Raw genomic sequence first — 25,701 nt, 5'->3', positions numbered from 1 at the left:
CCCTGTCGTGCATGAGGTGCGTTCGGTGCACCTTGTAGGAATTGTCGGAAGGAATCAGGTTTCTTTCCGGCGGCAAGTTAAGCTCAAACGAATTATAGGTCGAGGCCGTGGCGGATTTCTTTCAAAATCCGCACGACTCTTCTCCTTCGTCAGATCACGTTGCGGATGCGTTCCACCCCGAGCTTGATGACGCTTTCCATCGCGGCGCGGGCTTTTTGCGGATCGCGGGAGGCGATGGCGTGGGCAATGCGCAGATGATTGGCCGCACATTCGGCGATGCCTTCATGCGATGCAGCGGGAGAAGAGAGCTGGAAGGACACGGCGAGCGCCGCCTCGATCAGCCCGCTGACCGAGCGCATGAACGGATTTCCTGACATGCGGGCGACCGCGAGGTGAAACTCCAGATCGACCTTGGCGATCGTTTCCGGCGTGTGCTGCGGATTGTCGAACTTGGCGGCGAGCGCATAGAGTTCCACGATTTCGTCGCTGGTGGCACGCTCGGCTGCGGCTGCGGCTGCAGCGGGTTCGAGCGCCATGCGCATTTCGGCCAGATGATCGACGAAGACCTCGTCGAAGCCGGCCTCGAAGCGCCATGTCAGGACATCGGGATCGAAGAAGTTCCAGCTGGCATGGCCCAGGACACGGGTGCCGACCTTGGCCTTGGGTTCGATCAGGCGTTTGGCGGCGAGCGTCTTCATCGCCTCGCGCAGGACCGTGCGGGAAACGCCGAAGCGCAGCGACAATTCGTTGTCGCCGGGCAGGATCGAACCTTCGGGAATGGTGCCCGCGACGATGCCGCGCCCGAGTTCCCCCACGACGACAGCGTGGCTGTTATGCCGCTTGCGTCCGGTTATGGCCGTTTCCAGCAATCCCAATTCAGGCCTCCTTCATGCGTTGACGCGCCAGTCTTAAGTCGGAGAACCACAGGAGTCCTCGTTGCAGAGCGATGAACAGGAACAGCAATATACCGATTGCGATTTTCGTCCACCAGGAAGACAGCGTGCCGTCGAAAACAATATAGGTCTGTATCAGCCCCTGTATCAGAATGCCGACAAATGTTCCCGCAACCAGTCCCGCGCCGCCGGTCAGAAGCGTTCCGCCGATGACCACCGATGCGATGGCATCCAGTTCCACGCCCACCGTCGCCAGCGAATAGCCGGACGAGGTATAGAGCGTATAGACGATACCGGCGAGGCCGGAAAGCACGCCCGACATGGTATAGATGCCGATGGTCGTGCGACCGATGGGAACGCCCATCAGTTCCGCCGATTGCTGATTGCCGCCAAGTGCATAGATGTTTGCACCAAAGCGCGTGCGATGGGCAATAATGCTGCCGACGATGAACACGGCCAGCATAAGCATGGCGATGAACGTCAGCCTGCCGCCGCCCGGCAGCCGGAAATAAAGCCCCTGCAACGTGTCGATGAAGGGGTGTGAGATCGGCACCGATTCCGTCGAGATCAGGAAGGCCGCGCCGCGCGCGAGGAACATGCCGGCCAGCGTCGCGACGAAAGGCGGAATGCCGAGATAATGGATCATCATGCCCATCCACGCGCCAAAAAGCGCGGCGATGGCGAGAACAAGCGCGAATGCGAGCAGAGGATGCACGCCGAGTTTACCCACGAGAACCGCGACGAAAACGCTGGTGAAGGCGATGACCGAGCCGACCGAAAGATCAATGCCGCCGGAAATGATCACGAAGGTCATGCCGACCGCGGCAATGCCGAGAAAGGCATTGTCGGTCAGGAGATTGCCGATCACCCGTGTCGACAGCATGTTCGGGAATTGCACTGCGCAGATCGCATAGGCGATCAGGAAAATCGCCACAGTGGTCAGAAAGGGCAGGTTGCGAAGAATTCTCATTGTCCTGCTCCTTGATGAGTGTGTCGGGTGCCGTTGACGGCGGCGCCCTTGCGCTGCGAGCGCAGGAAGCCGATCAGGTTGACGATGGCCGCCGACTGGAAGGTGAGCACCACGATGATGATGCCAGCCTTGATGATGAGGTTGAATTCCGGCGGAAAGCCCGCCATCAGAATGCCGGTATTGATCGACTGGATGATCAGTGCGCCGAGCAGCGAGGCGGTGATCGAAAAGCGTCCGCCATTGAGCGATGTGCCGCCGATGACGACCGCCAGAATGGCGTCGAGTTCAAGCCACAGACCGGCATTGTTGGCGTCCGCGCCACGAATGTCGGCGGTGGCGATCAGGCCTGCCAGGGCTGCGCCAACGCCGGAAACGGCATAGACGCTGAACAGCAGGAACCGCGCCTTGACGCCCGCCAGCATAGCGGCGCGCCGATTGATACCGGTTGCCTCGATCAGGAAACCGAGCGCGCTGGAGCGCACCGCAATGCCGACGACCAGCCCGGCCAAAAGCCAGATCAGCACCGGAATGGGTATGCCGAGAAACGAGCCGGAGCCGAGCGCGGCGAAGGCGTCATTGTTGAAGGTGAGGATGGCGCCTTCGGTGATAAGCTGGGCGATGCCGCGCCCCGCCACCATCAGGATCAAGGTGGCGATGATCGGCTGGATATCGAAGACGGCGACCAGAAAGCCGTTCCACAGCCCACACAACAGGCCGACACCGAGTGCTGCGGGAATGACGACAGCCAGCGGATAGCCCGCAACGATCAGCGATGCGGCGAAAGCGCCGCTGATCGCCATGACGGCGCCGACCGAAAGGTCGATGCCGCGAGTGGCGATCACCAGCGTCATGCCGACGGCCAGAATGGCGACCGGTGCTGCGCGCACCAGAATGTCGATCAGGCTGCCATAGAGGCGACCGTTCTGGAACGAAATGTCGAGAAAGCCGGGCGAGATGACGGTGTTTGCGGCAAGAATCAGAATGAGGGCTGCGAGCTGCGGCGCCAGTCTTTTGAATTTTCTGGATATGCGGGCAATCATGCTGCAGCTTCCTTCTGGCTTGCAGAAGCAGTTTTCGGACCGGTCTCCGCAATGGCGCGCACGATATTGTCGGCGGTGATTTCTTCACCGTGCAATTCGGCGACATGGCGACGGTCCGACAGAACCACCACGCGATTGGCGACGGCGGCCAGTTCCTCGAATTCGGATGAGATGATGACGAGCGCCATGCCTTGTCCGCAGAGTTCGCCGATGAGTTTCAGGATTTCGGCATGCGCCCCGATGTCAATGCCGCGTGTCGGTTCATCGAGAATCAGCAGGCGGGGATCGGTGGCGAGCCAGCGCGCCAGAATGGCCTTTTGCTGGTTGCCGCCGGATAGAAACTTGATCGGCTTGTGCGGATCGGGCGGACGGATATCGAGCGCCTTGATGTAGCGGTCCGCGAGCGCGGCTTTTTCGCGCGAGGACAGCGGCTTCGACCAGCCGCGTTTGCCTTGCACGGCAAGCGCGATATTTTCCGCCACCGAAAAATCGCCGATGATGCCATCGGTCTTGCGCTCTTCCGGACAGAAGGCGAAGCGCTCTGAAATGGCGGCAACGGGCGAGGGCAGCTTGATCTCCTTGCCATCGACGGTGAGCTGGCCGCTATCGGCTTCATCAACGCCGAACATGAGAAGCGCGGTCTCGGTGCGGCCCGAACCGAGCAAGCCTGCAATGCCCACAGCTTCGCCGGGCTTGATGGCGAGATCGAATGGCGCAACGCTGCCTTTCTTGCCGTAGCCTGCAAAGCGGATCGGCGCGACCGTGTCGTCGCTGACCTCCTCGGTCAGCTGACGGCGCACGGTTTCCTGCAACTGGTGGCCGAGCATCATGGAAATGAGATCGGTGCGCGGCAGTTCCGACAGGTTGCGGCTGCCGACCAGACGGCCATTGCGCAGTACGGTGGCGCAATCGGCAATCGCATAGACCTGATCCAGAAAATGCGTGATGACGATGATGCCGAGTCCTTCGGCCTTCAACTGGCGCAGAACCGTGAACAGCATTTCGACTTCGCGCGCATCAAGGCTGGCGGTCGGCTCGTCAAGGACAAGCACTTTGCCCGACAGATCGACGGCGCGCGCAATCGCGATGATCTGGCGTATGGCCACGGAATAGGCCGACAGCGGCGCGCTGACGTCGATGTCGAGACCATAACGCGCGAGGAGCGCCGTTGTGTCCTTTTCCATGCGCCGACGATCCACGAAGCCGAAGCGGCGCGGCTGGCGACCGAGAAAGACATTTTCGGCGACGGTGAGGTTTTCCAGCAGGTTTACCTCTTGATAGACGGTGCCGATGCCGAGCGTCTGCGCTTCCGCTACGGAGGCAGGCGCAATGGGCTGGCCGTCAAGCAGGATCGACCCGTCAAAGCCATGATAGGCGCCGGTCAATATCTTGATGAGGGTGGATTTGCCCGCACCGTTTTCACCAAGCAAGGCATGGATTTCGCCGCGTTTGAGCGCGAAATCGACATGGTCAAGTGCGGTGACGCCCAGAAAGGATTTGGTGATCGAGCGAGCTTCGAGAAGCGGTATAACCGACGCCGGTTGAGCGCCTGTTTCGGGGCGAGCCATGGCAGTCTTCCGTTTGCGAATTGCAACGATACCCTTCGCCAAAACGGGCCGAAGGGAAACCGGGCCGCCGAAAGCTGGCGGCCCGAATGACACGAAGATTAGTAGCCGAGGCCCTTCTTGGCTTCGTATACGGCCTTCGGATCGTCAGCCTGTGTGTAGAGCTTGGATTCCGTCTGGATCCACTTCGGCGGAACGGTGCCCTTATCCTTGAACGCCTCGATGGCGTCGAAAGCCGGACCGGCCATGTTCGGCGTGAGTTCCACGGTGGCATTGGCTTCGCCATTGGCCATGGCCTGGAAGATATCCGGCACGGAATCGATCGACACGATCTTGATGTCGGTGCCCGGCTTCAGACCGGCTTCCTTGATGGCCTGAATGGCGCCGACGGCCATGTCGTCATTATGGGCATAGACTGCGCAGATATTCTTGCCGCCGCCTTCAGCCTTGATGAAGCTTTCCATGACTTCCTTGCCCTTGGTGCGGGTGAAGTCACCGGTCTGCGAACGGGAAATCTTGATGTTGTCGTGACCCTTGATCGCTTCCTCAAAGCCCTTCTTGCGGTTGATCGCAGGCGACGAACCGGTCGTGCCCTGAAGTTCGACCACATTGCAGGACTTGTCGCCGATATCCTTCACCAGCCAGTCACCGGCAACCTTGCCTTCATGGACCTGATCGGAGGTCACGGCGGTGAGATAGAGATCTTCCGGCGAATCAATCTGGCGGTCGAGCAGGACGACAGGAATTTCAGCTTCCTTGGCTTCCTTGAGGACCGCGTCCCAGCCGGTGGAGACGACCGGGGCGATCAGGATCGCATCGACGCCCTGTGCGATGAAGCCGCGCACGGCCTTGATCTGGTTTTCCTGCTTCTGCTGGGCATCGGCGAATTTCAGCGTATAGCCGCGCTTTTCAGCTTCCTGCTTGGTCAGGGCGGTTTCTGCGGCGCGCCAGCCCGATTCCGAACCGATCTGCGAGAAACCGACAGTCAGCGATGCGGCGGATGCGCTTGAAATCAGTGCGAGCGAAAATGCGGCTGACAGAGCCGCGAGACTGCGTTTCATAATATTTCCTCCCAATAAGGCCCTCCCGGCCTTGAGGGATATGAAGCATATAATATTACTTTATGGCAAGCACCTTTGAAGAAAATTGCGCGATAATCGCCTGCGACAAACAGGCATTTTGATTATTAGAATATTAAAATCAATGAGTTGAATCTTGTGGAGGGTGTTGAAGACTGCAAGCCTGTGTATGTGGGGTCTTCGCTTGCTTGACAAAGGCGGCCTTGGCAAAATAGTCATATTAATAAGGTGAGCCGTCGCAAGGCATGAAAGTGTTTTCAAACGGCCGGTATGGAGTTTCCGCGATTCGTCGCGGTCTGGGAGGTTTAATGTTACGTCTGGTACAGTTCCGCGATGCGGGCGGTGAAACGCGTGTGGCTGCATGCGGTGATGAGGGTGCGGCCCATATCGTCAAAGGCGCTTCGACGACCTATGAACTGGCCTGGGCGGCAATTGGCGCGGGAATCAGCCTTGCAGAGCAGGTGGAGCGCAATGGCAAGGGCGAAGCCGTCGATATCGACGCCGCTCTGGCTGCGGGCCGCGTGGGCCTGCCGATCACCCATTCCGATCCAGCACATCTGATCGTTGCAGGCACGGGCCTCACGCATCTTGGTTCTGCTGATGGTCGCGACAAGATGCACAAGGCTGCGCAGGCTGCCGAAAAGCCGACCGATTCGATGCGCATGTTCCTGATGGGCGTCGAGGGCGGCAAGCCGAAGTCCGGTCAGACGGGCGTGCAGCCGGAATGGTTCTACAAGGGTGACGGTTCTGCGCTCGTCGCCACCGGTGGCGAACTGGTTTCGCCTTCCTTCGCGGAAGATGGTGGCGAAGAGCCGGAACTGGCGGGCATTTATCTGATAGGCCCGAATGGTCAGCCGCATCGTATCGGCTTCTGCCTTGCCAATGAATTTTCCGACCATGTGACCGAAAAGCAGAATTATCTCTGGCTTGCCCATTCCAAGCTGCGTCAGGCATCGCTTGGACCGGAGCTTTATGTGGGCGCACTGCCGGATCATGTCGAAGGCGTTTCGCGCATTCGCCGCGGCAATGACGTGATCTTCGAAAAGCCGTTCCTGTCCGGCGAAGCGAACATGTCGCACACAATAGCCAATCTTGAACATCACCATTTCAAATATGAGCTGTTCCGCCGCCCGGGCGATATTCACGTGCATTTCTTCGGCACGGCGACCCTGTCCTTCTCGGAAGGCGTGAAGACGCAGACCGGCGACCAGTTCGAAATTTCCGCCAAGCCGTTCCGTTATCCGCTGGTCAACAAGCTGGCTCAGGCGACGGCCAAAGACGTTGCCGTGAAAGCGCTTTGAACATGGCTATCCAATCCAACATCGCCTTAGCAATCGTCGGTCTCGGCAAGATCGCGCGCGACCAGCATCTGCCGTCCATCGAGGCGGTGGATGGTATCGCGCTTGCCGCTGTCGCCAGCCGCAATGCCGGACTGGATAGCGTGCCGTCGTTCAACGATATCGAGCAGTTGCTGGCATCCGACGTGGCCATCGATGCCGTGTCGTTGTGCACGCCGCCGCAGGGTCGCTTCGCCCAAGCCTATGCCGCTTTGAAAGCGCGCAAGCATGTGATGCTGGAAAAGCCGCCCGGCGCGACCATTTCCGAGGTGCAGGCGCTGGACCGTCTGGCCAAGGCGGAAGGGTTGTCGCTTTACACCACCTGGCATTCGCGCGAGGCGGCTGCGGTGGAACCGGCCCGCGAGTTTCTCAAAGATGCCGTGATCCGTTCGGTTGCCGTTGCGTGGAAGGAAGACGTGCGCCATTGGCATCCCGGCCAGCAATGGATCTGGGAGCCGGGCGGGCTCGGTGTATTCGATCCGGGCATCAATGCGCTGTCCATCGTGACGCATATTCTGCCGGAACGCTTTTTCCTCACGCAGTCGGACCTCTATTTCCCGGAAAATCGCGCCGCGCCGATAGCGGCTGACCTTCAGTTCCAGACGGAAAGCGGCATCCCGGTTTCGTTTGAGCTGGATTGGCGCCAGACTGGCCCGCAGACCTGGGATATTCGCGTCGAAACCGACAAGGGTACGCTTCAGCTCAGCCATGGCGGCAGTCGCCTGACTATTGCTGGCGATGAAAAAATGGCTGAGCCGGACCGCGAATATCAGCGCCTTTACAAGCATTTTGTGCAATTGATCGGTGAGGGGCGTTCGGATGTCGATCTCGCTCCCCTGACTCATGTGGCCGATGCGTTCCTGTTCGGAAAGCGCCACGCGGTCGAAGCATTTGTAGATTAGGAAACGGGGTCGTTCGCGGCCTCTTACCCAGCAGGACAAAGACATGAACAAGCCCGTCACTCCGAAAACGCCAAAGTTCCGCTCGCGTGCATGGTTCGACAATCCGGACAATGTCGATATGACGGCGCTCTATCTTGAGCGCTACATGAATTATGGCTTGAGCCAGGAAGAATTGCAGTCGGGCCGCCCGATCATCGGCATCGCGCAGACGGGTTCGGACCTGTCGCCCTGCAACCGTCACCATCTGGAACTGGCCAACCGCGTCCGCGAAGGCGTGCGTGAGGCGGGCGGCATCGTCATCGAATTCCCGGTGCATCCGATTCAGGAAACCGGCAAGCGTCCGACCGCCGGTCTCGATCGCAACCTTGCCTATCTCGGCCTCGTGGAAGTGCTTTACGGCTATCCGCTCGACGGCGTCGTTCTGACAATTGGCTGCGACAAGACCACGCCTGCCTGTCTTATGGCTGCGGCGACGGTCAATATTCCGGCGATTGCGCTTTCGGTCGGCCCGATGCTGAACGGATGGTTCCGTGGCGAGCGCACCGGTTCGGGCACCATCGTCTGGAAGGCGCGCGAATTGCTGGCCAAGGGCGAGATCGATTATCAGGGCTTTGTGAAGCTGGTTGCGTCCTCGGCCCCCTCCACCGGCTATTGCAACACGATGGGCACGGCCACGACCATGAACTCTCTGGCCGAAGCGCTCGGCATGCAGCTTCCGGGTTCCGCCGCCATTCCGGCACCTTACCGCGACCGGCAGGAAGTGGCCTATCTGACGGGCCGCCGTATCGTCGAAATGGTCTATGAAGACCTCAAGCCGTCGGATGTTCTGACCAAGGATGCGTTTGTGAACGCGATCCGCGTGAATTCCGCCATTGGCGGTTCGACCAATGCGCCGATCCATCTGAACGCACTCGCCCGCCATGTCGGCGTTGAGCTGACCGTGGACGACTGGCAGAAATATGGCGAGGAAATTCCGCTTCTGGTCAATCTCCAGCCAGCCGGTGAATATCTCGGTGAAGATTATTACCATGCCGGTGGTGTGCCAGCAGTCGTCAACCAGCTGATGGGGCAGGGCCTCATCAACGAGGATGCGCTGACCGTCAACGGCAAGACCATCGGTGAAAACTGCAAGAACGCCACCATTGAAGACAGCAATGTCATCAAGACCTATGACCAGCCGCTGAAGAAACATGCCGGTTTCCGCGTGCTGCGCGGCAATCTGTTCTCGTCTGCGATCATGAAGCTCAGCGTTATTTCGGACGAATTCCGCAATCGCTACCTTTCCGACAGCAAGGACCCGAATGCCTTTGAAGGCAAGGCGGTCGTTTTCGACGGACCGGAGGATTATCATCATCGCATCGACGATCCGTCACTGGAAATCGACGAGCATACGGTTTTGTTCATGCGCGGCGCTGGCCCGATCGGCTATCCGGGCGCTGCGGAAGTCGTCAATATGCGCGCACCGGATTACCTCTTGAAGAAGGGTATCAGCTCGCTGCCATGCATCGGCGACGGTCGCCAGTCGGGTACGTCGGGTTCGCCGTCGATCCTCAATGCTTCGCCGGAAGCGGCGGCTGGCGGCGGTCTGGCCATCTTGCGCACCGGCGACCGCGTGCGCATCGATCTCGGTCGCGGTACGGCGGATATCCTGATCTCGGATGAGGAACTGGCCGAACGCCGCAAGGCTCTGGAAGCCGCTGGCGGCTACAAATATCCGGAAAGCCAGACGCCTTGGCAGGAAATCCAGCGTGCCGTCGTCGGCCAGATGGAAACGGGCGCGGTTCTGGAAAACGCGATCAAGTATCAGGACATCGCGCATACGCGTGGCCTGCCGCGCGACAACCACTAAGGCTTGTTCGGATGGCTCTCGATAAAAAGCCGTTTGCAGCCGTCGCCGACTGGGGCACAACCCGGTTGCGGCTCTGGACGCTGGATGCGGACGGTGCCGTGCTGGGCGAAAGCCGCGGCGATGACGGTCTGCTGCGGGCGAAGGAAGCCGGTTTCGAGCCAACGCTTGAACGGCATCTGGCTACGCTCAGTGCGCCCGACGATCTGCCTGTGGTGATCTGCGGCATGGCCGGATCGCGCACCGGCTGGATCGAAGCGCCCTATATGAGCCTGCCTGCCGGGCTGGACGGCATCGTCAGGGCTGCGGTGCGCGTGCCTGCGCGCCGTCATGTCATCATGCTGCCGGGCGTTGCGCGGCGGGATGAGGCGGCGCCGGACGTGATGCGCGGCGAGGAAACAAAACTGCTCGGCCTCGTGCATCGCGGCACGCGTGATGCGGTGGTCGTCATGCCCGGCACCCACGCCAAATGGGTGCGGATCGCCGATGGTGGTCTTGCCGATTACCGGACTTTCATGACGGGCGAATTGTTCGCGCTTTTGAAAGACAAGTCGGTGCTGGCCGGGGCGCTGGAAGGTGCAGGCGCGGTTGACCCGCACGGCGCGGCTTTCGCGGCAGGTGTGAAGGCCTCGCTCGAAACGCCTGAACTGATCGCCAATGCGCTGTTTTCGGTTCGCGCGGGCTGGCTTGTGCATGACCGCAAGCCGACCGACCAGCTGGCGCGGCTTTCCGGCCTGTTGATCGGGCTGGAAGTTGCAGGCGGACGCACGCTTTATGGCAAGCCGCAGCAGGTGCTGCTTTTGTCCGATGGCATGATGGGTGCGCTTTATGCCAGCGCGCTTGACATTGCCGGGCTGGCCGTCAAGCGCATCGAGGCGGACGAACTGGTGCGCGACGGTCTGTTCATGGCGGCAAGACACGCTTTTGCGGGAGTTTTACAATGAGCGCGCGTGTTGCATGGCCAAAGCTGCGCTATCCGCTGGTCGCGATCCTGCGCGGCATTCGTACCGAAGAAACCGAAGCAATCGTCGAAGCGCTGATTGAGACGGGTTTTGAAGCCATCGAAATCCCGCTCAATTCGCCGGACCCGTTCGTGTCGATTGGCAAGGCTGCAAAGCTTGCACCGGCCAATGTGCTGATCGGTGCGGGCACTGTGTTGAGCGTCGAGGATGTGGACCGGCTGCACGATGTTGGCGGCAGGCTGATGGTCAGCCCCAATGTCGAGCCGGACGTCATTCGCCGCGCAAGCGGCCATGGCATGGTGACGATGCCGGGCGTGTTCACACCGACGGAAGCCTTTTCGGCAATCCGCGCAGGCGCATCGGCACTGAAATTTTTCCCGGCCAGCGTGCTGGGCGCAGATGGGATCAAGGCGGTTTCCGCCGTCTTGCCGAAGGATGTTCCGCTTGGCGCTGTGGGCGGCGTTTCGGAAAGCGATTTCGCAACCTATGTCGCGGCTGGCGTGAGCTGCTTCGGCCTTGGATCGAGCCTTTACAAGGCTGGTTTCACCGTGGCCGATGTGCGCGAGCGCGCCCGGCGCGCTGTGGCTGCATGGGAGGCAGTTGCGGGCTGAAGGAGGCGCGCAATTTGTTAGGGTTTAGGCATTTTTGAAGAGGGGTTAAACCCTTGTTCAGAAATGGACTTGGAGGCATTCCGCAATCTGCAGGCCAACAATTTGGGCGGGGCGCGGGAGTTTGGGAGAACGGCAGGTTTCGAGGCGAAGCCTGTCCCAATTTTTGGGAGTGTAACAATGGCAGGTATGAAAACTCTAACCCTGGCAGTCGCGATGGCCGCGCTTGCCTTCACGGGCATGGCCCGCGCCGAAGACAAGGGTCTTGTGGCGGTTGCCATGCCAACGAAGTCGTCGGCGCGCTGGATCGCCGATGGCGACAACATGGTCAAGGTTCTGAAGGAACGCGGTTATCAGACCGACCTTCAATATGCTGAAGATGATGTGCCGAACCAGCTGGCGCAGATCGAAAACATGGTGACCAAGGGCGCCAAGGTTCTCGTCGTTGCGTCCATCGACGGCACCACGCTGTCCGACGTGCTGGCCAAGGCGCACGACGCAGGCATCAAGGTTATCGCCTATGACCGTCTGATCCGTGACACGCCGAATGTCGATTACTATGCGACCTTCGACAATTTCCAGGTCGGCGTGTTGCAGGCACAGTCGATTGAAAAGGCACTCGACCTGAAGAACAAGCCGGGCCCGTTCAATATCGAACTCTTCGGCGGCTCGCCTGACGATAACAATGCCTACTTCTTCTACAATGGCGCAATGTCCGTGTTCCAGCCTTACATCGACAGCGGCAAGGTTGTGGTCGCCAGCGGCCAGACCGGCATGGACAAGGTTGCAACGCTGCGCTGGGACGGCGCAACGGCTCAGGCCCGTATGGACTCCATCCTGTCCGCTTTCTATTCGGACAAGCGCGTCGATGCAGTTCTGTCGCCTTATGACGGCATCTCCATCGGCATCCTGTCGTCGCTGAAGGGCGTCGGCTATGGCAGCGGCGACATGCCGATGCCGATCGTTTCCGGTCAGGACGCCGAAGTGCCTTCGGTCAAGTCGATCCTCGCCGGTGAACAGACCGCGACGATCTTCAAGGACACCCGCGAACTGGCCAAGGTCACGGTCGATATGGTCGATGCGCTGATGAGCGGCAAGGAACCGGAAGTCAACGACACCAAGACCTATAACAATGGCGTCAAGGTTGTCCCGGCCTACCTGCTCAAGCCGGTGATCGTCGACAAGTCGAACTGGAAAGAAGTCCTGATCGACAGCGGTTACTACAAGGAAGACCAGATCAAGTAATCTGGTCCTGACAGGGCGTGTCGGCGTGCCGTCCAGCACGCCCGACACCGCCCCTTGCATATGCGCGGTTTCGGGCCGAAAATCCGGTAGTTTTCCGGCTTCGTCCGAAACAGCATCGAATTTCTGTAATGCCATTGCCTCAATCCCAGGCTTACCTCAGTTTTGAACTGGGGTAGGCTGCTAGATTGACAGCGTTGTCTTTTTTAGGCTGTGCTTTGAAAGAAGGCTTTCGCCTGTGCGCAATGGCATTCGGAAAACCTGCGGCATCGCGTGAAGCAACCGGAACGGTTCTTCGGATGGGCAGGTTCAACAGGGTTTGGAGCGTCGTGGTCAGCACCCGGAGGGATGCGGGGCGCTCTATCGGGAGTGAGCGATGAATGTAGCCAATCCTGTCCCGCTTGAGGAGCAGGGCGGCCAGCTGAATGCGGCTGGCAAACCTATTCTTGAAATGCGCGGCATCAGCAAATCCTTCGGGGTCGTGAAGGCGTTGAGCGACGTCAATTTCACGGTCATGCCGGGGGAGATTCACGCATTTGTCGGCGAAAACGGCGCGGGCAAATCCACACTCATGAAGGTGCTGTCGGGCGTTTATCCGCATGGCAGCTATGAAGGCTCGATTTTCTTCGACGGGGAAGAACGACAGTTTCGCGACATCAACGATTCCGAAGCGCTCGGCATTGTCATCATCCATCAGGAACTGGCGCTGATCCCACTGATGTCGATTGCGGAAAATATTTTTCTGGTCAATCCACCGGCCAGCCATGGCGTCATCGACCGCAGTGCGGTGCATATGCGCACGCGGGAACTTTTGAAAAAGGTTGGCTTGTCGGAATCGCCCGACACGCTGATCACCGATATCGGCGTCGGCAAGCAGCAGCTGGTGGAAATCGCCAAGGCGCTGTCGAAGCGCGTACGCTTGCTGATCCTCGACGAGCCGACGGCCAGCCTGAACGAGACGGACAGTGCAGCGCTTATGACGCTCCTGAAAGAGTTTCGCGCGCAAGGCATCACGTCGATCCTGATTTCGCACAAGCTCAATGAAATTCGCGAAGTCGCCGACAAGATCACCGTGCTGCGCGACGGCAAAGCCGTGGCGACGCTCGATTGTCATGCAGGCGAGGTCGAGGAAGACGATATCATCCGCAAGATGGTCGATCGTGATCTGGAAAGTCGCTATCCGAAGCGCGAGCCGAAGATCGGCGATGTGATTATGGAGGTCGACAACTGGTCGGTCTATCATCCGCTGCATCCGGAGCGCCATTCGGTCAAGAACGTGTCGTTCCAGGTCAAGGCGGGCGAAATCGTCGGCATTGCAGGCCTGATGGGCGCGGGCCGCACCGAATTCGCCATGAGCCTGTTCGGGCGCTCCTGGGGCACGAATATCACCGGCGAGGCCCGCATCAATGGCAAGGCTGCGGATATTTCCACGGTGGCGCGGGCGATCAAGTCCGGGCTTGCCTATGTGACCGAGGATCGCAAGAAGCTCGGCCTCGTACTGGGCGAAAACATTTCGCGCAACATATCGCTGGCTAATCTGCGCGGTGTCAGCCCGAAGGGCGTCATCGACGATATTCGCGAAATGAAGGTTGCCGGTGATTATCGCAATCAGATGAGCATCCGCAGCCACAACGTCTTTCAGCAAACGGGCACGCTTTCCGGCGGCAACCAGCAGAAGGTGGTGCTGTCGAAATGGCTGTTCACCGGGCCGGATGTGCTCATCCTCGACGAACCGACGCGCGGCATCGATGTCGGCGCGAAATACGACATTTACACCATCATCAATTCACTGGCGGAGAGCGGCAAGGGCGTGGTCGTCATTTCTTCGGAAATGCCGGAACTGATCGGCATCTGCGACCGCATCGTCGTCATGCATGAAGGCGCTTTCGTCGGCGAAGTCGCCGGCGAGGAAGCCACGCAGGAAAACATCATGCGCGCCATCATGCGGAACAAGGGAAAACGGCAATGAGCGAGACTATCATCGGAAGCAACCAGACCAGTAGTGTGGGGCGTTATCTCAAGAACAATCTGCGCGAATCCGGGATGCTGCTCTCGCTCGTCGCGATCATGATCTTCTTCCAGATCGTCACCGGCGGCGTGCTGATGAAGCCGCTGAACCTGACCAATCTGGTGTTGCAGAACAGCTATATCGTCATCATGGCGCTCGGCATGCTGCTCATCATCGTGACCGGCCATATCGACCTGTCGGTCGGTTCGGTGTGCGGTTTCATCGGCGCGCTGGCCGCGGTGATGATGGTGAAATGGGGCGTGCCTTTCCCGATTGCCGCCATTCTCTGCCTGCTGGTCGGTGGGCTGATCGGCGCGTTGCAGGGTTTCTGGGTCGCCTATTTCAACATACCGTCCTTCATCGTCACACTGGCGGGCATGCTGGTGTTCAAGGGCCTGATGCTGGCCGTGCTCGGCGGCCAGTCGGTCGGTCCGTTCCCGGTCGTGTTCCAGAAACTTTCCTCGGGCTTCATTCCTGAAATCATCGGCACCACCGCGGGCGGCGTCTATCTCACCTCGCTGATCATCGGCGTGCTTCTGGCCGGTTTCATGATCTGGCAGAATGCCAAGTCCCGTGCGCGCCATATCGCCCATGAGGTGGAAACGGAGCCGTTCAGCCTGTTCGTCATCAAGAACATCCTGTTCTTCGCAGCGATTGCCTATCTGTCGCTCTTGATCTCCATGCATCGCGGCCTGCCGAACGTGCTGATCATCATGGCGGTGCTGATTGCAGCCTATGCGTTCCTCACCAACCGCACGGTGATCGGTCGCCAAATCTATGCGGTCGGCGGCAACCGCCATGCGGCCAAGCTCTCCGGTGTGAAGACCGAACGGCTGACCTTCCTTGCCTTCGTCAATATGGGCGTGCTGGCGGCCCTAGCCGGTCTGGTTTTCGCAGCGCGTCTCAATACGGCAACACCCAAGGCCGGTATCGGTTTCGAACTGGACGTGATCGCGGCCTGCTTCATCGGCGGCGCATCGGCCTATGGCGGTGTCGGTCGCGTGACGGGTGCGGTGATCGGCGCGCTGATCATGGGCGTGATGAACAACGGCATGTCGATCCTCGGCATCGGCATCGACTATCAGCAGGTCATCAAGGGGATCGTGCTGCTGGGTGCCGTCTGCATCGACGTCTACAACCAGAAGCGTTGATATTTCGGCTCTGGCGGCCTGCAAATGGCGTTGTTTTGCGCTTCCGGTGCTCACGTACCTTTAAGTACGCTGCGCGCCGGTTCTCAAACTCCACCATTTTCGGCTCGCCATAACCAAAATACGCCTGATGTTTCGCCTTTGCGGGGGCTGGCGAAGCTCGAAACCGCGCCGGAAGCAATTCCGGCGCGGTTTTGTTTTGAGCGCGACGCATGTCCCTCATCCTGAGGTGCGGAGCGAAGCGAAGCATCATCCTGAGCTTGTCGAAGGGTCGAAGCACGAGGGCAGGCGCTGTGGGTTTTCCCTCAGCCCTTCGATCCTTCGACAAGCTCAGGATGAGGAGGGAGGGAAAATGGGTGCGTCACAACTCAGATCGCGGTGCGGCGTGCGTGGTTGAGATAGATCTCGCGCAGGCGCTGGGCGACCGGGCCGGGCTTGCCGGTGCCAATAGTCTTCTCGTCGATCACGGTGATCGGCGTGACGAAAGTACCTGCGCTGGTGAGAAAAGCTTCCTTGGCCGCATAGGCTTCATCGATGGTGAAGAGGCGCTCTTCCAGCTTCATGCCGGTCTCGGCGATCAGTTGCAGCAGCGACAGGCGCGTGCAGCCGGGCAGGATGGCATTGCTGTTGGGGCGTGTGACGACGACATCATCCTCGGTCACGATATAGGCGGTGGACGATGCGCCTTCGGTGACATAGCCGTCCTCGATCATCCAGGCTTCGTCGCAACCGGCATTATTGGCGATTTCCTTGGCGAGCGCTTGCGGCAGCAGGCACACCGTCTTGATATCGCGGCGCTTCCAGCGCAGGTCGCCCAGCGAGAGTACGCGCGCGCCGGTTTTCAGCGCAGGCTTGTCGAGCAGGTTCGCTGCCTGCGTGAACAGGACCACCGACGGTTTCAGGTCCTTGCCCGGCACGAAATCGCGGTCGCGACCATCGCCACGGGTGATCTGGAGATAGACCATGCCTTCGGTCAGACTGTTGCGGCGCACCAGTTCGCGCTCGATGGCGACGATTTCGTCTTCGCTCAACGGCATCGGAATGCCGATTTCGCCGGTGGAGCGGCGCAGGCGCGTCATATGCGGGCCGCTGTCAATCAGCTTGCCCTCCAGCACGGCGGTCACTTCATAAATGCCGTCGCCGAAGAGAAAACCCCGGTCGAAGATGGAAATGCGGGCATCGCGCGCGGCAACATAGTCACCGTTGACGTAGACAATACGGTTCTCGAGGTCTTCTGCTGAAACGGCCATTTGGGTTTGTCCTGAAAAGAAAGGGCCGCGACGGATGTCGCAGCCCTTTCATAGAGCATTTCCAGCAAAAGTGCGAAGCGGTTTTGCGTAGGATAATGCGTGAAAACAAATGGATAGAGCAGTTCCGACGTTTCCGTAAAATAGAAACGGCTCTATCCACCCGATATTCTCAAGAAACCGTTATTTTCAGGCAGCCTGTCTGGCTGCTTCAATGGCTTCGCTGCGGATTTCTTCCGTCAGTTTCAGGCGCAGTTCGGAAAATTCCGGGCTTGCCTTGATGTGGTAGGAACGCGGATGCGCGATATCGACCGGCGTGATCGATTTGATCTTGCCCGGCCGCGCCGTCATCGTGACCACGCGCGTGGCCATGAAGATCGCCTCTTCAATATCGTGGGTGACGAAGAGCACTGTCTTCTGCTCGCGTTCCCAGATGCCGAGCAGCAATTCCTGCATCAGACCGCGCGTCTGGTTGTCGAGTGCGCCAAACGGCTCGTCGAGCAACAGGATTTTCGGATCATTGGCCAACGCGCGGGCAATGGCTGTGCGCTGCTGCATGCCGCCCGAAAGCTGTTTCGGCCAGTGATTTTCAAAGCCGCGCAGCCCCACCTTGTCGATATAGCTATCGACGATTTCGCGGGCCTCCTTTTCCGGCGTACCCTTTTCGCGCAGGCCGAAGCCGACATTCTGGCGGATGGTGAGCCATGGAAACAGCGTATAGGACTGGAACACCATGCCGCGATCAGCACCCGGTCCGGTAACTGGCTTGCCTTCCAGCGTCACCGTGCCCGTCGTCGGCTTGTCGAGACCGGCGATGATGCGCAGAAGCGTTGACTTGCCGCAGCCCGAAGGGCCGAGAATGGTGACGAAGTCGTTCTTCGGAATGATGAGATCGGTTGCCTGTAGCGCCAGCGTCGGCTTACCGCCGTGCACGCCGGGGAAGGTACGGCTGACGCCCTTAACAACCAGTTTCTGATCGGTCTTGGGAGCCATTACGCGAACCTCCATGCAAAGAGCCAGCGGTTGAAATATTTGAAGGCAAGGTCGGAAATCAGGCCGATCACACCGATGACGATGATGCCGAAAATGATCTGGCCGGTGGCCATCAGCGCCTGACTGTTGATGATCATATAACCGATGCCCGACGATGCGCCGATGAGTTCGGCGACGATCACATAGGTCCACGCCCAGCCGAGCACGAGGCGCAGCGTTTCGGCAATGTCCGGAGCGCTGGCAGGCATAAGCACGCGGCGGATGATGCCGCTGTTCGATGCGCCAAGCGTATAGGCGGCCTCGACCAGATCGCGGCGGGTATTGGCGACGGTGACCGCGATCATGAGGATGATCTGGAACACCGCGCCGATGAAGATGACAAGCAGCTTTTGCGTTTCGCCGATGCCGGACCACAGGATCAAGAGCGGCACGAAAGCTGAAGCCGGCAGATAGCGCGCAAAGGAGACGAAAGGCTCCAGCAGCGCTTCGATGGGCTTATAGGCGCCCATGGCGACACCGAGCGGGATGGCCACGATGCTTGCAAGCACGAAGCCGCCCAGCACGCGCCAGACCGTCATGCCGATATCGGACAGGAAGCCCTGATTGGCAATGAGGTCATAGCCGTCTTTCATCATGGTGATGGGATCGGCGAGGAAGGTTGAGGAGACGAAGCCGCCAAGCGTGGCGATGCCCCAGAACACAAAAAATAGAATGAAAAACAGGATGCCCAGTAAGATCCGGGTCGTGTTGCCTATCGGCTGCAAAGGCTGCATGACATTGTCCGTTCAGTCGCGCGCCCGTCTTCACAGGAAGACGGAAGGGGAGAGGTCGGTCCGGGCGTCGCCGCCCGGAACTGTTGCAGAAACCGATCTTACTTGATGAAGCTCGTATCCACGATGTCATCGAGGTTCGGCTTCGACTTGATCACGCCAGCCTGCAACAGCAGATCAGCCGCTTCGGCGGAGAATGCCTTGAAATCGCCTTCGAAGAACTTGTGATTGGCGGCCTTGTCCTGCCAGCGCAGATATTCGGCAGAAGCACCGAATTCCTTGCCCGACTGCTTCACGTCCTTGCCCATGATTTCATAGGCCTTGTCCTTGTCGGCAGCGATCAGCTCCAGCGCTTCGAAATAGCTGTCGGCAAGCGCCTTGGCAGCTTCCGGGTTCTTTTCGAGGAAGGCAGGCGTGCAGCCAACCGTATCCGTCACAGCCGGATAGTCGAGCGTGGTGGCGAGAATCTTGCCCTTGTCGGGCGCAGCGCGCACGGTCGAGAGATAAGGTTCATAGGTCATGGCGGCGTCATTCTGGCCAGCCACGAATGCCTGTGCTGCCGGTCCCGGCTCCATGTTGACGACCTTCACATCCTTGGTGGTCATGCCGTTTTTGGCGAGCATGAAGGCCAGCAGGAAGTAAGGCGAGGTGCCCGGTGCGGAAGCGGCAATGGTCTTGCCCTTCAGATCGGCGAAGGAATTGACGTCGGCGCGCACGGCAATGCCGTCGGCACCGTAGGACTTGTCCATCTGAAAAATCTGCTTGGACTTCACGCCAGCCGCGTTCCAGACAATCCAGGTTTCAACGGTGGTGGCGGCGCACTGAATGTCACCCGATGCCAGCGCCAGATGGCGGCTTGCCTGCGGAATCTTGTTCAGCGTGACGTCCAGTCCGTGCTTCTTGAAAATGCCCGCTTCCTTGGCGAGCGTCAGCGGGCCAAAACCCGTCCAGCCCGAAAAGCCGATGGAAACGGCAGTCTCGGCCTGAGCGGCGGAAGCAAAAGCGAATGCTGCCAGTGCAACACCTGCAAACCACGATTTCTTCATGAATAGTACCCCTTTTATGTGATTATAAGCCTATACATATCGATCCGAGCAAATTAGCAGGACCGTCCTTCCTGTCCAGAGATGCCGACAAAGATTTCTTTGCGGGCATTTCTGTTGGAAATTATTTAAATCCCTGATCCGATTGCAATAATCGTAATCAGGAACAGGTCTCCCTTACCCTTTATTTCGATAGCGCTCGCCGCAAGACCGTCTAGGACCACCGCATCATGGGAACCCAGATGCGTGAGCCCGGTATCGGACTTGAGTGCAAATTCTCCTTCTGCACAGAAAATAAGCAGCGTTTCGCCCTTGGCCCTGGTTTCCAACGTCGCCGCAGCTTCGTTGCCGGTGATGCGGCGGACGTGATGTGTATAGCGGCCACGCCGGGTCATGACATTGAGGTCGGTGATGACCGAGCCGATCAGCTGCGCCGACGACTGGCTGTCGGCAGCAAAGGCAAAGGGTTCGCTTTCGCGGGTGAGGGTGCTTTTGTGGCCTTCGACATCAAGCACAATGCCGTCGCCCTCGAGCACCGACAAGCTGCGGTCGATGCCGGGAAAGAGGGAAAACGGACCGTCATTTGCGACGCTCGCCATGGAGACGCGCCAGTCGAAATCATCGACGGACGCCCCTTGCGGGTGGATCGCGATCTCGACCGTCACGCCGCCGCCATTTTTCCACGGCATGCGGCGATGATTTTCAGCTTTTAGAAGAGCGACGGCCATTCGACCTCAGTTCCCCAGAATGCCGGGCAGGCGCAGGCCCTGCTTTTTCGCCCAGTCGAGCGCTTCTTCATAGCCCGCATCGGCATGGCGCATGACGCCGGTGGCCGGATCGTTCCACAAGACGCGCTCCAGACGGCGGTTCGCATCTTCCGTGCCGTCGCAGCAAATGACCATGCCCGCATGCTGGCTGAAGCCCATGCCGACGCCGCCGCCGTGATGCAGCGACACCCAGGTCGCGCCCGAAGCGGTATTGAGGAGGGCGTTGAGCAGCGGCCAGTCGGATACGGCGTCCGAACCGTCCTTCATGGCTTCCGTTTCGCGGTTTGGCGAGGCGACGGAGCCGCTGTCGAGATGGTCGCGACCGATGACGATCGGCGCTTTCAGCTCGCCATTGCGGACCATTTCGTTAAAGGCGAGGCCGAGACGATGGCGATCACCAAGGCCAACCCAGCAAATGCGCGCGGGCAATCCCTGAAAGGCGATGCGGTCACGCGCCATGTCCAGCCATTTGTGCAGGTGCTTGTTGTCGGGCAGCAGTTCCTTCACCTTGGCGTCGGTCTTGTAGATATCTTCCGGGTCACCGGAAAGGGCAGCCCAACGGAATGGGCCGACACCACGGCAGAACAGCGGGCGAATATAGGCAGGGACGAAGCCGGGGAAGGCAAAGGCATTTTCAAGGCCTTCTTCCAGTGCCATCTGACGAATATTGTTGCCATAGTCGAGGGTCGGAATGCCCATGTTCCAGAAGTCGACCATCGCCTGCACATGGAGTTTCATCGAAGCGCGCGCGGCCTTTTCGACGGCTTTCGGGTCGCTTTCCTGTTTCGCGCGCCATTCGGCGACGGTCCAACCGAGCGGCAGATAGCCATGCACCGGGTCATGCGCGGAAGTCTGGTCGGTGACGATATCCGGCTTCACGCCACGCTTGACGAGTTCCGGGAAGATTTCCGCCGCATTGCCGATCAGCGCGATGGACTTTGCCTCGCCTGCCTTGGTCCAGGCTTCGATCTTGGCCAGCGCCTCATCGAGGCTGTCGGTCTTTTCATCGACATAACGGGTGCGGAGGCGGAAATCGGCGCGGGTTTCGTCACATTCCACGGCGAGGCAGCAGGCGCCAGCCATGACCGCCGCTAAGGGCTGCGCGCCGCCCATGCCGCCAAGGCCGCCGGTCAGAATCCACTTGCCGGTGAGGTTGCCGCCAAAATGCTGGCGACCGGCTTCGACAAAGGTTTCGTACGTGCCCTGAACGATGCCCTGCGCGCCGATATAGATCCAAGAACCGGCGGTCATCTGGCCATACATGGCGAGACCCTTCTTATCCAGTTCGTTGAAATGATCCCAGGTCGCCCAATGCGGAACGAGGTTGGAATTGGCGATCAGAACACGCGGCGCATCCTTGTGGGTGCGGAAAACGCCGACCGGCTTGCCGGACTGTACCAGCAGGGTTTCATCTTCATTGAGCGTCTTGAGGGTCGCGACGATGCGATCGAAATCGTCCCATGTGCGGGCCGCGCGGCCAATGCCGCCATAAACCACCAGCTCATGCGGACGCTCGGCCACATCGGGATCGAGATTGTTCATCAGCATGCGCAGCGGCGCTTCGGTCAGCCAGCTCTTGGCGTTGAGTTCGTCTCCGCGCGGCGCTCGGACTTCGCGCTCGTTATGGCGTGGGTTCGACATGGTGTTCTCCTCAGGATTTCAGGTCGTGCGCGAGCTTTTCCAGCCGCTGCAAAAGGGTTTTGAGATGGACGCGCAGCCTGTCCGCCTTGGCCTCGTCATAGGCGAAGGGAACGGCTTCCGTCGCAAGATGGGTCGATTGGGCAAGCTCCATTTGGATGGCGTGGACGCCGGTTTCCGGCTTGCCGTAATGGCGTGTCGTCCAGCCGCCCTTGAACCGGCCATTGAGGATCGACGTGTAACCTTCCGCCTCGCCGGTCACTTCGACGACCGCCGCCTCGATCTTGGGATCGCAGGTCTTGCCCATATCCGTACCGATGTTGAAATCGGGCAATTTGCCTTCAAACAGGAAGGGAATATGCGACCGGATCGAATGGCAATCATAGAGGATGGCGACGCCGTGGATTGCCTTCACACGGCTGATCTCGGCGGCCAGCGCCGCGTGATAGGGGGCGTGAAAGCGGGCGACACGGTCGGCAATGTCGGCTTCGGTCGGCGCTTCTCCATCCTTCCAGATCGACAGCCCGTCAAAGTCGGTTTCCGGGATCAGCGTGGTGGTGTTCTGCCCCGGATAGAGGCTCACACCTTCCGGGTCGCGATTGGCGTCGATGCAATAGCGGTGGAAGGTGGCGCGCACCATGGTCGCGCCGTCGATGAGACCGTCATAAAGCCTGTGAATATGCCAGTCGGTGTCGGCAAGAATTTTGCCATTGTCGTTGAGCCGCGCAAAAATATCCTGCGGCACATCGGTTCCGGTGTGTGGAAGGCCAAGAATGACGGGCGAAGTGCCCTGACGAACTTCGAACGGGCTCATGATCACGCCTCCAGCGCTGGCAGGATGCGGTCCGAAACCGCCCCGGCAAGCGCACCGTCAGCCACCAGCTCGGCGGCATTCTTCAGGTCGTCGGCCATATAGCGGTCGTCCTCCAGTGTCGGCACGCGCCCGCGCAACACGGCGATGACCTTGGCCAGTTCCGGGCTGGTGGTCAGCGGCTCGCGCAGCTCGACGCCGAGTGCGCCGGTCAGCGCCTCGATGCCGATAATGGCATTGAGATTGGCCGTCATCTGCAACAGGCGGCGCGCACCGTGGCAGGCCATGGACACATGGTCTTCCTGATTGGCCGAGGTCGGCGTGGAATCGACCGACGCCGGGTGCGCCATCTGCTTGTTTTCGCTCATCAGCGCGGCGGAGGTGACTTCCGCGATCATGAGGCCGGAATTGAGGCCCGGCTTGCGGGCGAGGAAGGCCGGAAGGCCAAACGACAGCGCCGGATCGACCAGTAGCGCGATACGGCGCTGGGCGATAGCGCCGATTTCGCAGACGGCAAGCGCAATCTGGTCGGCGGCGAAGGCAACCGGTTCGGCGTGGAAATTGCCGCCCGATACGGCACGTCCGTCCGAGAGAACGAGCGGATTGTCGGTAACCGCATTGGCTTCGATTTCCAGCGTGCGGGCTGCCTGCCGCAGAATGTCGAGGCAGGCACCATCGACCTGCGGCTGGCAGCGGATGCAATAGGGGTCCTGCACGCGCTGGTCGCCTTCGAGATGGCTCTGGCGAATGACCGAGCCCTCGAGCAGGCTGCGCAATGCCCGGCCCGCATCGATCTGTCCCTTATGACCGCGCAGCGTATGGATTTCCTCATGGAACGGCGCATCCGATCCCATAGCCGCATCGGTGGACAATGCGCCGGTGATCAGTGCCGTCTGCGCGGCACGATGGGCGCGGAAAAGCCCGGCCAGCGCAAGGGCAGTCGAAGTCTGCGTGCCGTTGATCAGCGCCAGACCTTCCTTGGCGGCAAGCACGACAGGCTTCAGACCGGCCTTTTCCAGTGCTTTTGCGCCGGAGAGGCGCTCGCCCTGATAGAAGGCTTCACCTTCGCCAATCATGGCGGCAGTCATATGCGCCAGCGGTGCAAGGTCGCCTGACGCGCCGACGGAACCCTTTTCGGGGATCATCGGGATCACGCCTTTTGCCAGCATGTCTTCGAGAAGCGTGATGACTTCAAGCCGCACGCCGGATGCGCCACGACCGAGCGAAATCAGCTTCAGCGCCATGATGAGGCGCACGATATTTTCCGGCAAAGCGTCGCCAACGCCGCAGCAATGCGACAGGATCAGGTTGCGCTGAAGCGTGGCGACATCGCCCGCCGCAATGCGGATCGAGGCGAGTTTTCCAAAGCCGGTATTGATGCCGTAAACAGGTTCGTCACCGGCTGCGATTTCGGCAATGCGCGCAGCCGCCTTTTCGACACCGGCATGAAAGGCGGGGTCAATGCGCACGGGAACCGCAACGCGATAGATGGTTTCCAGCGTTTCAAGCGGGACAGAACCAGGCTTGAGGATGATGGTCATGACAGGCTCCGTTGCGGATAGTTAGATATGGCCCTTGAAAACCCGCTTCCACAGCGGGTTGAAGCCAATGCGATAGACGAGTTCGGCGGGGCGCTCGACGTTCCAGATGGCGAGATCGGCGTCCTTGCCGGTTTCGAGCGTTCCGGTCTGGTTGAGAATGCCGAGCGCCCGCGCAGCCTCGCGGGTGACGCCCGCGACGCATTCATCCACCGTCATGCGAAACAGCGTCGTGCCCATATTCATGGTGAGCAGCAGCGAGGTCAGCGGCGATGTGCCGGGATTGTTGTCGGTGGCAAGCGCTATCCTTGTGCCCGCTGCGCGGAAGGCTTCGACTGGCGGCTTCTGGGTTTCGCGGATGAAATAGTAAGCGCCGGGAAGCAGCACGGCGACTGTTCCGGCCTTGGCCATGGCGGCGGCACCATCCGCATCGGTATATTCGAGATGGTCGGCGGAAAGCGCACCATAGGATGCGGCAAGGGCTGCGCCATGAAGATTGGAAAGCTGGTCGGCGTGAAGCTTGACCGGAATGCCATGCGCCTTGGCCGCATCAAACACACGGGCGATTTCATCCGGCAGAAAGGCGATGCCTTCGCAGAAACCATCCACCGCATCGGCCAGTTGTTCAGCTGCGATGGCGGGCAGCATATCGTTGATGACGCGGTCGATATAAGCGGCCTTGTCGCCGTTCATTTCCGGCGGCAAGGCATGGGCGCCAAGGAACGTGGTGCGGATTGCAACGTCGCGTTCTGCACCCAGCCGACGGGCGGCTTTCAGCGACTTGATTTCGCTGTCGCGGTCGAGACCGTAACCGGACTTGACTTCAACCGTGGTGGCGCCTTCGGCGATCAGCGCATCGAGACGGGGCAGGGTTTCACGCACCAGATCGTCTTCGCTGGCCGCGCGCAGGTTCTTGACCGATGAAACAATGCCACCACCGGCGCGGGCAACTTCTTCATAGGAAGCGCCCTGCAAGCGCAGCTCGAATTCATGCGCGCGATTTCCGGCATGGACGAGGTGCGTGTGACAATCGACGAGGCCCGGCGTGATCAGCCGGTTTTCGCAATCGATTCTCTCATAAGACGCATAGTCTTCGGGCAGAGCGGACTGCGGGCCGACATATGCGATCTTGCCGTCCTTAACGGCAAGCGCTGCATTCTCGATGAGGCCAAGGCCGTCCGCGTCTTCCTCCAGCGTCGCAATCCGCGCATTGATAAAAACGATGCCTGAATTCTTGAGCATGAGCGTTTTCTCGCTTCCCCTGTTTTTTGATAATGTATATACATATCAGAGG

General features: G+C 59.8%; 22 protein-coding genes. 8 read left to right on the top strand and 14 right to left on the bottom strand.

Going from position 1 to position 25,701, the window contains the following annotated elements:
* Nucleotides 1–149: 149 nt before the first annotated feature.
* From ABWW11_RS09945 to ytfQ, 5 genes are all read right to left on the bottom strand, one after another.
* Nucleotides 150–875: a FadR/GntR family transcriptional regulator gene (locus tag ABWW11_RS09945; RefSeq protein WP_109369598.1), complete on the bottom strand. Its 726-nt coding sequence runs from the start codon at nucleotides 873–875 to the stop codon at nucleotides 150–152.
* Nucleotide 876: 1 nt separating this feature from the next.
* Nucleotides 877–1,863, bottom strand: coding sequence for a galactofuranose ABC transporter, permease protein YjfF (yjfF, locus tag ABWW11_RS09940; RefSeq protein ID WP_109369597.1), 987 nt, complete (start codon nucleotides 1,861–1,863; stop codon nucleotides 877–879).
* A complete protein-coding gene (locus ABWW11_RS09935) occupies nucleotides 1,860–2,903 on the bottom strand; it encodes an ABC transporter permease (RefSeq protein WP_109369596.1) in 1,044 nt (347 codons plus the stop codon). The genes yjfF and ABWW11_RS09935 overlap by 4 nt, the downstream gene beginning before the upstream one ends.
* A complete protein-coding gene (locus tag ABWW11_RS09930) occupies nucleotides 2,900–4,471 on the bottom strand; it encodes a sugar ABC transporter ATP-binding protein (RefSeq protein WP_109369595.1) in 1,572 nt (523 codons plus the stop codon). Before ABWW11_RS09930 ends, ABWW11_RS09935 begins: the two co-directional genes overlap by 4 nt.
* A gap of 98 nt (nucleotides 4,472–4,569) precedes the next feature.
* Entirely contained in the window at nucleotides 4,570–5,529 is a 960-nt protein-coding gene (ytfQ, locus tag ABWW11_RS09925; RefSeq protein ID WP_109369594.1) for a galactofuranose ABC transporter, galactofuranose-binding protein YtfQ, read from the bottom strand.
* A 326-nt stretch (nucleotides 5,530–5,855) separates the two neighbouring features.
* Here ytfQ and araD1 point away from each other — a divergent pair, with 326 nt between their 5' ends.
* The 8 genes from araD1 to mmsB all read left to right on the top strand — a co-directional run bounded on the left by araD1 (nucleotide 5,856) and on the right by mmsB (nucleotide 15,603).
* The gene (gene araD1, locus ABWW11_RS09920) at nucleotides 5,856–6,848 is read left to right on the top strand and encodes an AraD1 family protein (protein ID WP_109369593.1); all 993 of its coding nucleotides are present in this window, start codon (nucleotides 5,856–5,858) and stop codon (nucleotides 6,846–6,848) included.
* Nucleotides 6,849–6,850: 2 nt separating this feature from the next.
* Nucleotides 6,851–7,786, top strand: coding sequence for a Gfo/Idh/MocA family protein (locus ABWW11_RS09915; RefSeq protein WP_109369592.1), 936 nt, complete (start codon nucleotides 6,851–6,853; stop codon nucleotides 7,784–7,786).
* A 43-nt stretch (nucleotides 7,787–7,829) separates the two neighbouring features.
* Nucleotides 7,830–9,635, top strand: coding sequence for an IlvD/Edd family dehydratase (locus ABWW11_RS09910; RefSeq protein ID WP_121536612.1), 1,806 nt, complete (start codon nucleotides 7,830–7,832; stop codon nucleotides 9,633–9,635).
* An 11-nt stretch (nucleotides 9,636–9,646) separates the two neighbouring features.
* Nucleotides 9,647–10,576 (top strand): 2-dehydro-3-deoxygalactonokinase, encoded by a 930-nt coding sequence (locus ABWW11_RS09905; protein ID WP_121536610.1) that lies wholly within the window; start codon nucleotides 9,647–9,649, stop codon nucleotides 10,574–10,576.
* Nucleotides 10,573–11,205: a 2-dehydro-3-deoxy-6-phosphogalactonate aldolase gene (locus ABWW11_RS09900; RefSeq protein ID WP_109369589.1), complete on the top strand. Its 633-nt coding sequence runs from the start codon at nucleotides 10,573–10,575 to the stop codon at nucleotides 11,203–11,205. The genes ABWW11_RS09905 and ABWW11_RS09900 overlap by 4 nt, the downstream gene beginning before the upstream one ends.
* Nucleotides 11,206–11,382: 177 nt before the next feature.
* Nucleotides 11,383–12,447: a multiple monosaccharide ABC transporter substrate-binding protein gene (chvE, locus tag ABWW11_RS09895; protein WP_109369588.1), complete on the top strand. Its 1,065-nt coding sequence runs from the start codon at nucleotides 11,383–11,385 to the stop codon at nucleotides 12,445–12,447.
* 373 nt (nucleotides 12,448–12,820) lie between these two features.
* On the top strand, nucleotides 12,821–14,413 hold the full coding sequence (gene mmsA, locus ABWW11_RS09890; RefSeq protein WP_109369587.1) for a multiple monosaccharide ABC transporter ATP-binding protein: 1,593 nt from the start codon (nucleotides 12,821–12,823) through the stop codon (nucleotides 14,411–14,413).
* Entirely contained in the window at nucleotides 14,410–15,603 is a 1,194-nt protein-coding gene (gene mmsB, locus ABWW11_RS09885; protein WP_109369586.1) for a multiple monosaccharide ABC transporter permease, read from the top strand. The genes mmsA and mmsB overlap by 4 nt, the downstream gene beginning before the upstream one ends.
* 365 nt (nucleotides 15,604–15,968) lie before the next feature.
* Here mmsB and ABWW11_RS09880 read toward each other — a convergent pair whose 3' ends face one another.
* From ABWW11_RS09880 to hutI, 9 genes are all read right to left on the bottom strand, one after another.
* Entirely contained in the window at nucleotides 15,969–16,850 is an 882-nt protein-coding gene (locus ABWW11_RS09880) for a D-amino-acid transaminase (protein ID WP_319081354.1), read from the bottom strand.
* Nucleotides 16,851–17,036: 186 nt separating this feature from the next.
* Nucleotides 17,037–17,840 carry an ABC transporter ATP-binding protein gene (locus ABWW11_RS09875; RefSeq protein ID WP_109369584.1) on the bottom strand — a complete coding sequence of 268 codons (804 nt, stop codon included), beginning with the start codon at nucleotides 17,838–17,840 and terminating at the stop codon, nucleotides 17,037–17,039.
* A complete protein-coding gene (locus tag ABWW11_RS09870) occupies nucleotides 17,840–18,613 on the bottom strand; it encodes an ABC transporter permease (protein ID WP_109369583.1) in 774 nt (257 codons plus the stop codon). The genes ABWW11_RS09875 and ABWW11_RS09870 overlap by 1 nt, the downstream gene beginning before the upstream one ends.
* Before the next feature lie 98 nt (nucleotides 18,614–18,711).
* Entirely contained in the window at nucleotides 18,712–19,656 is a 945-nt protein-coding gene (locus tag ABWW11_RS09865) for an ABC transporter substrate-binding protein (protein WP_109369582.1), read from the bottom strand.
* Nucleotides 19,657–19,781: 125 nt separating this feature from the next.
* Nucleotides 19,782–20,381 carry a HutD/Ves family protein gene (locus tag ABWW11_RS09860; RefSeq protein ID WP_109369581.1) on the bottom strand — a complete coding sequence of 200 codons (600 nt, stop codon included), beginning with the start codon at nucleotides 20,379–20,381 and terminating at the stop codon, nucleotides 19,782–19,784.
* Nucleotides 20,382–20,387: 6 nt separating this feature from the next.
* Nucleotides 20,388–22,061 (bottom strand): urocanate hydratase, encoded by a 1,674-nt coding sequence (hutU, locus tag ABWW11_RS09855; RefSeq protein ID WP_109369580.1) that lies wholly within the window; start codon nucleotides 22,059–22,061, stop codon nucleotides 20,388–20,390.
* Between the two features lie 10 nt (nucleotides 22,062–22,071).
* Complete coding sequence (gene hutG / locus ABWW11_RS09850) at nucleotides 22,072–22,872, bottom strand: N-formylglutamate deformylase (protein WP_109369579.1); 801 nt, start codon at nucleotides 22,870–22,872, stop codon at nucleotides 22,072–22,074.
* Between the two features lie 2 nt (nucleotides 22,873–22,874).
* Entirely contained in the window at nucleotides 22,875–24,410 is a 1,536-nt protein-coding gene (gene hutH, locus ABWW11_RS09845; protein WP_109369578.1) for a histidine ammonia-lyase, read from the bottom strand.
* A 21-nt stretch (nucleotides 24,411–24,431) separates the two neighbouring features.
* Nucleotides 24,432–25,649, bottom strand: a complete 1,218-nt coding sequence (gene hutI, locus ABWW11_RS09840; protein WP_319080627.1) for an imidazolonepropionase — start codon at nucleotides 25,647–25,649, stop codon at nucleotides 24,432–24,434.
* Between the last annotated feature and the right edge of the window lie 52 nt (nucleotides 25,650–25,701).

The organism is Brucella sp. NBRC 113783 (genome assembly GCF_040372265.1).
In the GTDB taxonomy this organism is placed as follows: Bacteria; Pseudomonadota; Alphaproteobacteria; order Rhizobiales; family Rhizobiaceae; genus Brucella; species Brucella teleogrylli.
This window is presented reverse-complemented; position numbering and strand designations above follow the sequence as displayed.

Excerpts from the sequence above, each read along its gene's own strand:
- yjfF (WP_109369597.1), bottom strand. The coding sequence starts at position 1,863 with ATGAGAATTCTTCGCAACCTGCCCTTTCTGACCACTGTGGCGATTTTC.
- ABWW11_RS09935 (WP_109369596.1), bottom strand. The coding sequence starts at position 2,903 with ATGATTGCCCGCATATCCAGAAAATTCAAAAGACTGGCGCCGCAGCTC.
- ABWW11_RS09930 (WP_109369595.1), bottom strand. The coding sequence starts at position 4,471 with ATGGCTCGCCCCGAAACAGGCGCTCAACCGGCGTCGGTTATACCGCTT.
- ytfQ (WP_109369594.1), bottom strand. The coding sequence starts at position 5,529 with ATGAAACGCAGTCTCGCGGCTCTGTCAGCCGCATTTTCGCTCGCACTG.
- araD1 (WP_109369593.1), top strand. The coding sequence starts at position 5,856 with ATGTTACGTCTGGTACAGTTCCGCGATGCGGGCGGTGAAACGCGTGTG.
- ABWW11_RS09915 (WP_109369592.1), top strand. The coding sequence starts at position 6,851 with ATGGCTATCCAATCCAACATCGCCTTAGCAATCGTCGGTCTCGGCAAG.
- ABWW11_RS09910 (WP_121536612.1), top strand. The coding sequence starts at position 7,830 with ATGAACAAGCCCGTCACTCCGAAAACGCCAAAGTTCCGCTCGCGTGCA.
- ABWW11_RS09905 (WP_121536610.1), top strand. The coding sequence starts at position 9,647 with ATGGCTCTCGATAAAAAGCCGTTTGCAGCCGTCGCCGACTGGGGCACA.
- ABWW11_RS09900 (WP_109369589.1), top strand. The coding sequence starts at position 10,573 with ATGAGCGCGCGTGTTGCATGGCCAAAGCTGCGCTATCCGCTGGTCGCG.
- chvE (WP_109369588.1), top strand. The coding sequence starts at position 11,383 with ATGGCAGGTATGAAAACTCTAACCCTGGCAGTCGCGATGGCCGCGCTT.
- mmsA (WP_109369587.1), top strand. The coding sequence starts at position 12,821 with ATGAATGTAGCCAATCCTGTCCCGCTTGAGGAGCAGGGCGGCCAGCTG.
- mmsB (WP_109369586.1), top strand. The coding sequence starts at position 14,410 with ATGAGCGAGACTATCATCGGAAGCAACCAGACCAGTAGTGTGGGGCGT.
- ABWW11_RS09880 (WP_319081354.1), bottom strand. The coding sequence starts at position 16,850 with ATGGCCGTTTCAGCAGAAGACCTCGAGAACCGTATTGTCTACGTCAAC.
- ABWW11_RS09875 (WP_109369584.1), bottom strand. The coding sequence starts at position 17,840 with ATGGCTCCCAAGACCGATCAGAAACTGGTTGTTAAGGGCGTCAGCCGT.
- ABWW11_RS09870 (WP_109369583.1), bottom strand. The coding sequence starts at position 18,613 with ATGCAGCCTTTGCAGCCGATAGGCAACACGACCCGGATCTTACTGGGC.
- ABWW11_RS09865 (WP_109369582.1), bottom strand. The coding sequence starts at position 19,656 with ATGAAGAAATCGTGGTTTGCAGGTGTTGCACTGGCAGCATTCGCTTTT.
- ABWW11_RS09860 (WP_109369581.1), bottom strand. The coding sequence starts at position 20,381 with ATGGCCGTCGCTCTTCTAAAAGCTGAAAATCATCGCCGCATGCCGTGG.
- hutU (WP_109369580.1), bottom strand. The coding sequence starts at position 22,061 with ATGTCGAACCCACGCCATAACGAGCGCGAAGTCCGAGCGCCGCGCGGA.
- hutG (WP_109369579.1), bottom strand. The coding sequence starts at position 22,872 with ATGAGCCCGTTCGAAGTTCGTCAGGGCACTTCGCCCGTCATTCTTGGC.
- hutH (WP_109369578.1), bottom strand. The coding sequence starts at position 24,410 with ATGACCATCATCCTCAAGCCTGGTTCTGTCCCGCTTGAAACGCTGGAA.
- hutI (WP_319080627.1), bottom strand. The coding sequence starts at position 25,649 with ATGCTCAAGAATTCAGGCATCGTTTTTATCAATGCGCGGATTGCGACG.